An 11,275-nucleotide genomic window follows, 5' to 3' on the forward strand; every position below is an offset into this window, starting at 1 on the left:
TCGTCATCGCAGGGCGGACTCGCGACCCTAGGTGGAGCGAAGGAAGACCAGCAGGAACGACGAAGGGTCCCACTCGCATCATCATGCGGGTGGGACCCTTCGGGTGGCGGTAGCGGTGGGATTTGAACCCACGGTGGACTTTCACCCACACACGCTTTCGAGGCGTGCTCCTTAGGCCGCTCGGACACGCTACCTCGCGGAGAAGAGTACCCGGTCGGAGCCGCTGCACCGAATCGGCTCCTCAGTGGCCCGCGGCTTACCGTGGGGACGTGAGCGATGCCGTCCTCGATCCCGCAGGCACCCTGGCCGACGTGGTCGACGTGCTGCGCGGCCGACGCCTCGCGGTGCTCACCGGGGCAGGCGTCTCGACGGACTCGGGGATCCCTGACTACCGCGGCCCGGACTCGCCGCCGCGCACACCGATGACGTTCCAGCAGTTCACGGGCGACGAGCGGTTTCGCCGGCACTACTGGGCCCGCAACCACGTCGGCTGGCGGCACGTGGGCCGCACGCAGCCGAACGCGGGGCACCGAGCGCTCGCGGAGATGGAGCAAGCAGGGACCGTGCTCGGCGTCATCACGCAGAACGTCGATCTGCTGCACGAGGCAGCGGGGTCGCGGAACGTCATCGACCTGCACGGGCGCTACGACCGCGTGGTCTGCCTCAGCTGCCACCACGTGATCGCGCGCACCGAGCTGGCCCAGCGGCTGGAGGAGCTCAACCCGCACTTCGCCGACGAGGTCGCCGACGTGGAGATCGCGCCCGACGCCGACGCGGTCGTGGAGCGGACCAGCCACTTCGTCGTCGCGGACTGCGCGGTGTGCGGCGGGATGCTCAAGCCGGACATCGTCTACTTCGGCGAGACGGTGCCGCGGGAGCGGGTCGAGCGGGCGTACGCGATGGTCGACGACGGCGACGCACTGCTGGTCGCCGGGTCGTCGCTCCAGGTGCAGTCGGGGCTGCGGTTCGTGCGGCACGCGGCGCAGACGGGCAAGCCCGTGGTGATCGTGAACCGCGGCACGACCCGCGGGGACCGCCACGCGACCGTGACGCTCCACGCGGGGACGTCGGAGACGCTGACGACGCTCGCCGCGACGCTCTGACGTCAGCGGGCGCCGAGGGCCGTCGCGGCTCGCCGTCGACCCGGGCCTGGTGACCGGGCGTGCGACGGAAGCGGTACCGAGGCACGGCTCGACGCTGCGAGACGGGGGCACGGACGAGAGCCCGCCAGCGAGCGGCGACGCGACGGTCGAGAGCCGGGGCCGTGCCGGTCGGTCAGAGGTGCGGGACGCCGTCGCGGTGGGTCTCGAAGAAGCGCTGCAGAAGGAGGCCGCACTCGTCGGCGCGCACGCCCCCGACGACCTCGACGCGGTGGTTGAGCCGGCGGTCGCGGACGACGTCCCACTGCGACCCGCAGGCGCCCGCCTTGGGGTCCCACGCCCCGAGCACCAGCCGCGCGACCCGCGCCAGCACCAGAGCCCCCGCGCACATGAGGCACGGCTCCAGGGTGACGACGAGCGTGCAGTCGTCGAGGCGCCAGCGGCCGAGCCGGTCCGAGGCGGCGCGGAGCGCGACGACCTCGGCGTGCCCGGTCGGGTCGTCGGTCGCCTCGCGGACGTTGCGGCCACGGGAGACGACGTCGCCGTCCGGGCCGATCACCACCGCGCCGACGGGCACGTCACCGGTCGCGACCGCCCGGCGGGCCTCGTCGAGCGCGAGGCCCATCGCCCACGCGTCGGCGGGCTGCACCGCCCGCCGGGGACCGTCTGTCATGCCCGCCATGATGACGCAGCACACGCTCCTCGCGGGGACCTTCGCCACGTCCACCTGGTGGGACTGCCGGTAGGTTGTGCGCATGCGCCTGCACGTCGCGGACCACCCGCTCGTCGCCCACAAGCTCACGGTCCTGCGGGACAAGGGCACGCCGTCGCCGACCTTCCGGCAGCTCGTGGACGAGCTCGTCACGCTCCTCGCGTACGAGGCGACGCGGGACGTGCACGTCGACACCGTCGAGATCGAGACGCCGGTGACGACGACGACCGGCGTCAAGCTGGCCGACCCGCGGCCGCTGGTCGTGCCGATCCTGCGCGCGGGCCTCGGGATGCTCGACGGCATGACGCGGCTGCTACCGACCGCGGAGGTCGGGTTCCTCGGGATGCAGCGCGACGAGGAGACGCTCGAGGCCGTCACGTACGCGAACCGGCTGCCCGACGACGTGTCCGGCCGGCAGTGCTTCCTGCTCGACCCGATGCTCGCGACCGGCGGCACGCTCGTCGCGGCGATCGACTACCTGCTGGCCCGCGGGGCGCGCGACGTCACCGCCGTGTGCCTGCTCGCGGCTCCCGAGGGGCTCAAGGTCGTCGAGGAGTTCGTGGGCGACCGCGCCGACGTGAAGGTCGTCGTGGCGGCGGTCGACGAGCGGCTCAACGAGAAGGCGTACATCGTCCCGGGCCTCGGCGACGCGGGCGACCGGCTCTACGGGATCGTCTGACGCCGGCCCGCACCGCGACACGGCCGCACGGCGCACGGCGCACGGGCGACCGTGGGCGGCGTGGAGGACGGGCTCGACCGGGTCGGTCGACCCACGGGCGTGTCCGCTCACGGCGCACGCACCCGCGAGACGTGGCCCGGTCCGAGGCCCCGAGCCCGACGACGATCGCCGACGGGCCGACGGGCCGGCGGGCTGGCGGGAGACCACCACCCGCGCGCTCCCCTGTCGCTTCCGCATCCTGAGACGGTGGCGCCGACCCCTTGGGCGCGCCCGGCACCGGTGCCAGCATCGCGCCTCGTCGACGGCTCGGGGGACGCGGTCGACGCACGCGCTGCCGGACCACCCGCCGGTCTGGGGGACCCGGGAGGTCCGGCAGCGCGACACCGCCGGCCGCAGCGCCGACGGGACGCGCTCCGGTGAGGTGCCCGAGCCGTGCGGCCGAGGACGGCGCGACACGCAGGGGCCGACACCCTGGGGACCGAACGGCTCAGGTCGCCGCGGGGACGACCCCGCCTTACCGTCGAGGGCATGCGCATCGCGATCGCCGGCGGGCACGGGAAGGTCGCGCGCCTGCTGTCGCGCGCGCTGTCGGCGCGGGGTGACGTCCCGGTCGCGCTGGTCCGGCAGCTCGGGCACGTGCAGGACGTGACGGAGGACGGCGCCGAGGCGGTCGTCCTCGACCTCGAGCGCTCGAACGCTCGGGACGTCGCCGAGGCGATCGCGGGTGCGGACGCCGTCGTGTTCGCGGCGGGTGCGGGTCCGGGCAGCGGCGCCGAGCGCAAGGACACGGTTGACCGCGGCGCGGCCGCGCTGCTCGCCGACGGCGCCGAGCTGGCCGGTGTGCGGCGGTACGTGCTCGTGTCGTCGATGGGGGCGACCTCCGAGCCGCCGGACGGCACGGACGAGGTGTTCGCGGCCTACCTGCGCGCGAAGGGGGCGAGCGAGGAGGACCTGCGGTCGCGCGACCTCGACTGGACGATCGTGCGTCCCGGCGGGCTGACGGACGACGACGCGCAGGGCCGCGTGCAGCTCGACGCGCACGTGCCGCGCGGCTCGATCCCCCGCGCCGACGTCGCGGACGTCCTCGCGGCCGTCCTGCACGCGCCGGCGACGGCCGGGCTGGTCCTGGAGCTCACCGAGGGCGTCGTGCCGGTCGAGGCGGCCGTGGCCGCGGTGGTCGAGCCGGCGGACTGAGCGCCGAGCCGCGCAGGCGGCGCGTCAGCGGGGGATGCTCGCCGAGGTCACGACGGGCTCGGTGCGGAGCGTCACGACGCCGATGAGGTACTGGTCGCCGTTGGTGGTGGCGGACAGCGACGACACGTCGCCGGAGAGCGTCGCGGGCACGAACGCCTTGGCGTCGACGCCGAGCGAGTTGGGCCACCGCCACCCGTGCGCGGTCGAGTCGAACGCGTTGTTCACGCCGGAACCGGGCGCGGTGCCGTCCCAGCGCACCGGGATCAGGGGGCGGTTCCCGTCGAGCAGCAGCCGGTCGCCGACGGCGGTCCGGTCGCCCTCCCACGCGACGACCCCGATGCGGGCGCTGGTCCCGGCGCGGGCGGCGAACTCGAAGACGGGCGGGGCCGCGGTCGTGCCGATCCACGCGGCTCCGTCGTAGACGGTGACGTTGGAGTCGGTCGACGGGTCGGCGTACACGACGACGAGCGACCAGCCGGCGTAGTAGGACCGCTGGGGGTCCTTGCTGGTGGCGCGGACGGCGACGTCGGCGACGGACCACGTGCCGCCGCCCTGGGCGGCGACGAGGTCGGTCACGTCGACGAACGACTGGTAGTAGGCGCGTCCGGCGTTGTCGGTGAGGCGGTCGACGTCGCCGTCGGCGGCGCGCAGCGTCTGGTACGCCGAGCTCGGCCCGCGGAACCGGACGACCGCCGGGTCGCCGCTCCACGTGTCGCCGGGCCCGATGTTGGCGGACCAGTACAGGCCGGCGAAGGCGATCTGCCGGCCGGCGGGCACGTCGAGCTGCGTGAACGACGACGTGCGGACGGCAGGGCGGGTGCCGTTCGCGCCGGGCAGGTCCGGCCCCTCGTCGAGCTCGACCATGTCGAAGCTGTTGTTGTCGCGGTCGCCGTTCTGCAGCGCGGGCACGCAGGTCGTGAGCGTGGTGCGGCACGTGAGCAGCGGTGCGCCGACCTCGGTCACGGCCCAGCCGCCCTCGAACCGGGCGCGCGGGCTCAGGCCCGCGGAGGAGGTGCTGACGTCGGTCGAGGCGCTGACGGGCGCAGCGCCGGGGGCCTGCGCGGCGACGACGAACGCCCCACGGGCGCTCCCCGACCAGCGGGCGTTGACGAGCACCTCGGCGGTTCCGCCGGCGGGCACGGGGCCCACGTCGCAGCGGTAGCGGCGGGCGTCGACGGCGACGCAGTTCTCGGTCGTCGTGCCGCCGCCCTCGGTGTCGACGGTGAACGCCGCCGGGAGGGTCAGCGTCGCGACGACGTCGTCGGCGTCCGCGGCGAGGTCGCCGCCGGCGGCGTTCACGGCGAACGAGACGGTGCCGGACCGTGACGAGTCGGTGAGCGTGACGACGGGCTGCGTGACGGTGAGCACGGGCGCGGTCGCGTTGACGGCGACACGGTGCTCCTGCGCGGCGTCCGCGCCGGGTGCGTCGACGCGCACGAGCAGGTCACCCAGACCGCCCACGGCGCCGGGCAGCGCGTCGAGGTGCGCGGTGAGCGGCACGTTGCCGCCACCGGGCAGGGCGTCGTGGGTGCAGGAGATCTCGACCGCGTCGGTCGGGCCGCACGTCCAGCCGTCGACGGGCGTCACGGGCCACGCGGTCCCGGCGGGCCGGGTGAGGCGCGCGACGAGCCCGGGCGCCTGCACGTCGCCGAGGTTGGAGACGGCGAGCGCGACGCTCGACGCCCGGCCGCGCGCGAGGGTCGTGCGGACGTCGCCGGTGAGGCCGAGGCGCGCGGGCCGCTGGACGGTGAACGGCACCTCGAGGTGCTCGGGGGCGCGCACGCCGGTGGGCCGCAGGTCGATCCCGATGCTGCGCGCACCGACCGCGCCGGGCTCGTCGGCCGTGAGCAGCAGCGACAGCGGCGCGGCGGCACGCGCCCCGATCCGCGGGACCTCGCACGTCACCCCCGCGGCGGAGTCGGCGCACGTCCAGGCGCTGCCCGCGACGGGCGACCAGGACACGCCGCGCGGGAGCTGCAGCGTCGCGGTCGCGGGCGTGGGGCCGACGGGCGAGCCGCCGACGTTCGCGAGGTCGAGGTCGAGCTGCGTCGAGCGCCCCGACAGCAGCGCGACCGACGCGGGCGCGCTGCGGAGCGCGAGCCGTGCGGGCGAGGCCTGGATGTGCAGCGGGAACGGCGCGGGACGGTACTGGATGCCGCCACCGGCGACGCGCAGCCCGACGGCGGCGTCGACGCCGTCGTAGGCCTCGTCGATCGACACGCTCAGGGCGAGGCGGGCCACGGACCGGGGTGGGAGCGTCGCGAGCGTGCAGCGCACGACCCCGTTGCCGGTGTCGGGCGTGCACACCCAGCCACCGGCGGCGGTGACCGCGAACCGGCCGGGCGTCAGGCCCTCGAGCGCCGCGCCGGCGATCCCGTCGACGGACACCCCCACGGGCAGGGTCACCTCGGCGACGAGGTTCGTCGCGACGGTCCCGCCCGTGTTCTGCACGCCGAACGCGAGCTCCTGCCCCGCGAGGCCCGCGGCCAGCACGAGCCCGCCGTCGGGCAGCACGACGTCGACGTCGGCGGGTGCGGGCGGCGGCGTGGTCTCGTCGTCGGGCGTCTCGTCGTCGGTGGTGCCCGGCTGGGTCCGGGTGCGCGTCGTGTCGTCCTGCGGCTCGTCCGCGAGCAGCGCGCCCGACCCGTCGAGGTCGGGCACGTCGGTCGGCGAGGGGGTCGGGGTGGGCGTCGGAGCGGGTGCGCTCGACGTGCTCGGGGTCGGGGTCGCGCTCGCGTCCGGGACGGACACCGACGGCGCAGGCAGGGCCTCCGGCTCGTCCGTGCCGCGCGTCAGCCCGTAGATGCCGACGGCCGCGATCGCGGCGACCGCCACGGTGCCGGCTGCGACGGCCACCGCACCCAGCGGGATCGAGGAGATGAGCGCGGCGACGCCACCCGCGGCAGCCGTGCCCGCGGTGGCGCTGACGGCCGCCGTCGTCCCCGTCGCCGCAGCCGTCGCGGCACCTGCCCCACCGGCCCCGGCAGCACCGCCGGCACCGCCGGCGGCCCCCGCACCGCTGCCGAGCGCGGCCGCGCCCGCGGCGATCCCGCCACCGACGGGCAGCACGTGGGCCAGCGCACCGAGGCCGACGATCCCGAGCACGAGCGGCGCGACGACCGCGCGCATGCCGTGGTTGACGTCGCCGAGCTCGAGGACCAGCGCGCGGCAGTCGCCGCACCCGTCGAGGTGCTTCTCGACCTGCCCGTTCTCGCGTGTCCCGAGTCCGCCGCGCACGTAGGCGCCGAGCTTGCCGGACACCGCCCGGCAGCCCTCGTCGAGCGGGTCCTGCAGGTGCTGCTGGAGATAGGCCTGCCGCAGGCCCTCGCGCGCGCGGTAGGCGAGCGCGGCGACACCGTTCGCGGTCAGGCCGAGGATCGGGGCGATCTGCGCGGGCGAGAGCCCCTCGACCTCCGAGTGCCACAGCACGGCCTGCCAGCGTTCGGGCAGCGAGTGGAACGCCCGCGACACGACGCCGCGCTCGAACCCCTCGAGGGCCGGATCCTCCGCGGTGCCGGCCCACGCCGTCCCGCGCTCCAGGGTCGCCAGGTCGTCGGTCGGCTCGACGCGACGGGCCTTCTCGCGGCGGTCGGCGGCCGTGCGGCGCACGACGGTGAACAGGTAGGCGCGGAAGGCGGACTCGGGGCCGTTGCCCCGCTGCAGGGCGCCGTGCACGGCGGTGAACGCGTCGGCGACCACGTCGTCCGCGTCGGCGTGCGAGTCGGTGTACTGGCGGGCGACGACGAACGCGGCACCCGCGTGACGCTCGTAGAGGGTGCCGAACGAGGCGGCGTCACCCGTGCGCACGGCAGCGATCAGCTCGGCGTCCCCTGTGACGCCGTCACCGAGCCGCGTGCTTGCCACCACGACCTGCTCCCGTCAGCGTTCTTCGTCGAGCGCACAGCCTGCCACAACGGATGGATCGGGTGTCCAGACCGCAATCGCCCAATTGCAACGTACGTGATGCTCCGGCGGTTCCGGGCGGCGAGCAGCGGGGAAAGCGCTCGATCGGGTGGGTGAAAAGTTCCGCATCCCGCGTCACCGCCGGCGGGTGGCGCCCTCTCATCTGGCGTGACGACAGACATCGGCAGGGACGACGCCGCAGGCGTGGCGCTGCGCGAGCGTTGGCGGCACGAGAGCCTCGGCTCGGTCTGGCTGCGGCCCGCGGACTGGTACCACCCCGCGGTCGACGACCTGGCCGGCGCGGTCCTCGGCGACCGCGACCCGACGCTCGCGGCCGCCGAGCTCGGCCGTGCCCGCGGCTACGACGGGGTCGGGATCGCCGAGACGATCGACGACCTCGCGTGCCTGTACCGCTCGCGCGGGGAGGTGCAGCCCCCGCTGCTCGCGGTGCGTGCGCTGTGCGACGGCTGGGCCGACGCGCAGGCGGCGGCCGTCACTCTCGGCACCTCGCTCGACCCCGAGTCCGGCCTGCCGACGCGTCAGTACCTCGCGGTCCGGCTCGCCGAGACCTACCAGGACGGCGAGCGCGCGGCGCTGGCCGCGCAGGAGTCGCACCACCTGGTGCTCGTCGACGTCGCCGCGGGCGCGGTGGACCCGTTCACACGGGCGGCCCGGTCGGCCGCGGTCGGTGCGGCGATGACCGCGACGTTCGGCGACGGCCACCCGATGGCCACGCTCGGCGGCGGCGTGTTCGCGGTGCTGTCCCGGCGGCAGGACCCGCTCGAGGAGCGCGTGCAGCGGCTGCAGGTCGAGATCGCGCGGAGGGTCGACCGGCTCGAGGTCAGTGCCGCGACCCGGCAGCCCGTCCGCGTCTGGGTCGAGCGGCTGCCGGCCACGCACGAGGAGGCCGTGCACGCGCTGCGACGGGTCTCGCGCCCCTGACAGGCGACCCACGCAGCGGCGTGTCGAAGGTCAAGCGCCGATAGGCGAGGGTTCAACTGTCGCTACGGTGCAGGTCAGCGCGGAGTCGGACGGGTGCCCGGGACAAGCCGGGCGGATGCGTCTACCGTCTGTGTATGAACCCCGCCGAGCTCGCCCCCGACCCTGCGCCCGCAGGCGACGCCTCCGCCCCTCACCCGGCCGGCGAGGGAGCACCGACGAGCGGCGCCGCCGTCCCGTCGCAGCCTCACCACCCCGGGGTCCCGACCGACCTCGGGGACCTGGACGTCGACCTCACCGCCGACCCGCCCGGGCCGCTCCTCGCGACCGGGACCGTCGCGGACGTCTACGCGCTCGACGACCGACGCGTCCTGCGGCGCGACCGCGACGGACGCGACGCGTCGGGCGAGGCCGAGATCCTGCGGCACGTCGTCGCGCACGGCTTCCCCGCCCCCGCCGTGCTCGGCGTGCACGGCCCCGACCTGGTCGCCGAGCGGCTGCACGGGCCGACGCTGCTGCAGGCGCTGACGGCGGGCGAGGTGTCCATCCACGACGGCGCGCAGATCCTCGCCGACCTGCACCGTCGGCTGCACGAGATCCCCGCGCCCGACGGCTGGAGCGACACGCGGTCGCAGTGGCCGCACGTGACGGGCGGCCCGACGGTCGTGCACCTCGACCTGCACCCCGCCAACGTGATCCTCAGCGAGGCGCACGGACCTGCGCTCATCGACTGGTCGAACGCGCGCAGCGGCCCGGCCGAGCTCGACGTCGCGCTCACCGCGCTCATCATCGCCGAGGTGGTCGTCGACGCCGGGGGCGAGTACTCCGCCGCGGCGCGCGCGCTGCTCGCCGCGTTCCTCACGTGCGTCGGCACCGACCTGATCAGCGCGCTCGACGACGCCGCCGCGGTCCGGTCGCAGGACCCGTCGCTCGTCGCCGGTGAGCGCGAGCTCGTGCCCGCCGCCGCGGCGCTCATCCGGGAGCTCGTCGCCGTCGCGGCGCCGCCCGAGCACTGACGCCGGCACCCCGCCGACCGGCCGGGGAACGACACCCTCCGCCCGGCAGGGGAACGACGAGGGCCACCCGGTGCGCGCAGGCGGCCCTCGCCGTCGTTCAGGGGGTCCCGGCTCCCGCCGTGGACCGGCGGCCGCGCAGGCCCCGGAGCAGCAGAGCACCGCCGACGCCGATCTGGCCCGCTCGGACGACGGCCGTCCACAGGCCGACGACGAAGAACAGCAGCCCCGCCAGCGGGAAGACCCAGCCGAGCAGGCGGAACGTCGCGTCGGGGGCGATGCGCGCGTCCGCAGGGCGGGCGACGTCGTAGATGACGTCGACGGAGCCGCCGACCGAGGGGCACGAGCTCGACCGGTAGCCCGCCGACGTCGTGTAGACCGTGCCGTCGACGGTGAACGTCGCGTCGGGCGAGCACAGCCGGTCGCCGTCGTCGTCGCGCGACTCGTTGCGGTGGGTGACCGTGCCCACCGTCTTCGCCTCGCCCGCGCCGACCGTCCCGGCGTCGATGAGCATCGGCTTCACCAGGAGCATGCCGACGGCGAAGAAGACGAGCCCGAAAAGCATCATCTTGACCGCGCCGCCGATGCCCTCGCGGTTCCGCCCGAACCCGACGATGCCGTCCGCGACCAACGCCCCGCCGACGGCCGTCGCGCCCGCGCTGCGCCCCTGCTCGCTCGCCGCGTACCGCGACGCCGAGGCCCACAGGTCCGCGGCGACCCCCGCGAGCTGCGGCGGGACGACCGCGACGGGCCCCGTCGGCCCGTTGAAGCCCGGCGGCAGCGAGGGGTACGGGGTGACGCCCGTGGTCGACGTGCCGCGGGCGGCGAGATCCGCGGAGCGGCTCGGCTGCGGGACGGTGACGGCACCCGCCGGGTACGGCGTGGACGGGCGCGGCGACAGCGGCGCCGGGGACCACGCCGTCGAGGCCGCGGTGGTCGCGACGGCGGCGGGTGCCAGTGCGGTGGGTGCGGGTGCGGCGGGTGCGGGTGCGGCGGGTGCGGGTGCGGCGGGTGCGGGTGCGGCGGGTGCCGGAGCGGCGATCGGGACGCTGTCCGCGGGAGGTGGCAGCGGCTGCCGGTGCTCGGTCCACGCGGACCCGTCCCAGTACCGCATGGTGCCGGGCTCGGCGGGGACCGCGTACCAGCCGGCGCGTGCGCTCACCGGGGCCTCCTTCGGACGAGGGCCGCCTCGGGAGACGCGGCAGCCGCACCCTACGGAGGTCGACCGAGGCCGCGGGAGGCCGGAGGGTGCACGTCACCTTCCCGGCGGCGGTCAAATGCACCGAACCGCCCACACCGCTCGCGGACGACGAGACCGCCCACGCCCGACGGGCGGGCGGGGCGGTCTCGACGACGGGTCAGCGCGGCGTGTAGGTGAGGCAGTCCGCCAAGTCCTGGCCGGCACCGACCCGGACCGAGTCCGCGGCGCACTCGAGCGCGGAGTTGTGCACGCAGTCGTCGCGCTGGCAGGCGCCGACGTGGGTGACGACCTTCTCGAGCCCGCCCTTGACGCCGAGCGGGATGAACGTCGCGCAGGCCGCGTCGCCCGCGTGCCCGCCGATCGTGATCGCCGCCGCGTGGCAGTGCGAGTGGTCGTTGTACGAACAGCCGGCCACCGAGCACTCGGCGACCGGGGGCAGGTCCATCAGCGTGCTCATCGGTACCTCCACGATCCAGGGACGGGGCGTACCTCACCGACGCTAGACCCGTCGCGCGGGTCCTGCCTAGGGAAGCG

At 75.7% G+C, this 11,275-nt stretch carries 9 protein-coding genes and 1 tRNA gene; 5 read left to right on the forward strand and 5 right to left on the reverse strand.

Annotated features, from left to right (window positions below; genetic code table 11):
- Positions 1–104: 104 nt before the first annotated feature.
- Positions 105–194, reverse strand: a tRNA-Ser gene (locus tag GXP71_RS14680).
- A 75-nt stretch (positions 195–269) separates the two neighbouring features.
- Between GXP71_RS14680 and GXP71_RS14685 the strand changes: the two genes are divergently transcribed.
- Positions 270–1,103, forward strand: coding sequence for an NAD-dependent protein deacetylase (locus GXP71_RS14685; RefSeq protein ID WP_162353251.1), 834 nt, complete (start codon positions 270–272; stop codon positions 1,101–1,103).
- Between the two features lie 172 nt (positions 1,104–1,275).
- Here the strand turns inward: GXP71_RS14685 and GXP71_RS14690 are convergent, their stop codons facing one another.
- Entirely contained in the window at positions 1,276–1,782 is a 507-nt protein-coding gene (locus tag GXP71_RS14690) for a nucleoside deaminase (protein ID WP_124343076.1), read from the reverse strand.
- 73 nt (positions 1,783–1,855) lie between these two features.
- Between GXP71_RS14690 and upp the strand changes: the two genes are divergently transcribed.
- Together upp and GXP71_RS14700 are read left to right on the forward strand one after the other, a co-directional pair.
- Positions 1,856–2,491 (forward strand): uracil phosphoribosyltransferase, encoded by a 636-nt coding sequence (gene upp / locus GXP71_RS14695; RefSeq protein ID WP_162353252.1) that lies wholly within the window; start codon positions 1,856–1,858, stop codon positions 2,489–2,491.
- 528 nt (positions 2,492–3,019) lie between these two features.
- The gene (locus tag GXP71_RS14700; protein ID WP_162353253.1) at positions 3,020–3,685 is read left to right on the forward strand and encodes an NAD(P)H-binding protein; all 666 of its coding nucleotides are present in this window, start codon (positions 3,020–3,022) and stop codon (positions 3,683–3,685) included.
- Between the two features lie 24 nt (positions 3,686–3,709).
- On the opposite strand, the gene GXP71_RS14705 is transcribed toward GXP71_RS14700, so the two are convergent.
- Positions 3,710–7,549 carry a sigma-70 family RNA polymerase sigma factor gene (locus GXP71_RS14705; protein WP_162353254.1) on the reverse strand — a complete coding sequence of 1,280 codons (3,840 nt, stop codon included), beginning with the start codon at positions 7,547–7,549 and terminating at the stop codon, positions 3,710–3,712.
- 207 nt (positions 7,550–7,756) lie between these two features.
- Between GXP71_RS14705 and GXP71_RS14710 the strand changes: the two genes are divergently transcribed.
- Together GXP71_RS14710 and GXP71_RS14715 are read left to right on the forward strand one after the other, a co-directional pair.
- Positions 7,757–8,530, forward strand: coding sequence for a hypothetical protein (locus GXP71_RS14710; protein WP_162353255.1), 774 nt, complete (start codon positions 7,757–7,759; stop codon positions 8,528–8,530).
- A gap of 134 nt (positions 8,531–8,664) precedes the next feature.
- A complete protein-coding gene (locus tag GXP71_RS14715; protein WP_162353256.1) occupies positions 8,665–9,543 on the forward strand; it encodes a phosphotransferase in 879 nt (292 codons plus the stop codon).
- A gap of 97 nt (positions 9,544–9,640) precedes the next feature.
- Here GXP71_RS14715 and GXP71_RS14720 read toward each other — a convergent pair whose 3' ends face one another.
- Both GXP71_RS14720 and GXP71_RS14725 read right to left on the reverse strand, forming a co-directional pair.
- Positions 9,641–10,702 carry a DUF2510 domain-containing protein gene (locus GXP71_RS14720; RefSeq protein WP_162353257.1) on the reverse strand — a complete coding sequence of 354 codons (1,062 nt, stop codon included), beginning with the start codon at positions 10,700–10,702 and terminating at the stop codon, positions 9,641–9,643.
- 196 nt (positions 10,703–10,898) lie between these two features.
- Entirely contained in the window at positions 10,899–11,198 is a 300-nt protein-coding gene (locus tag GXP71_RS14725; RefSeq protein WP_162353258.1) for a DUF1540 domain-containing protein, read from the reverse strand.
- Between the last annotated feature and the right edge of the window lie 77 nt (positions 11,199–11,275).

The organism is Cellulomonas sp. H30R-01 (genome assembly GCF_010119915.1).
GTDB classification, from domain to species: Bacteria; Actinomycetota; Actinomycetes; order Actinomycetales; family Cellulomonadaceae; genus Cellulomonas; species Cellulomonas algicola.

Excerpts from the sequence above, each read along its gene's own strand:
- GXP71_RS14700 (WP_162353253.1), top strand. The coding sequence starts at position 3,020 with ATGCGCATCGCGATCGCCGGCGGGCACGGGAAGGTCGCGCGCCTGCTG.
- upp (WP_162353252.1), top strand. The coding sequence starts at position 1,856 with ATGCGCCTGCACGTCGCGGACCACCCGCTCGTCGCCCACAAGCTCACG.
- GXP71_RS14715 (WP_162353256.1), top strand. The coding sequence starts at position 8,665 with ATGAACCCCGCCGAGCTCGCCCCCGACCCTGCGCCCGCAGGCGACGCC.
- GXP71_RS14725 (WP_162353258.1), bottom strand. The coding sequence starts at position 11,198 with ATGAGCACGCTGATGGACCTGCCCCCGGTCGCCGAGTGCTCGGTGGCC.
- GXP71_RS14690 (WP_124343076.1), bottom strand. The coding sequence starts at position 1,782 with ATGGCGGGCATGACAGACGGTCCCCGGCGGGCGGTGCAGCCCGCCGAC.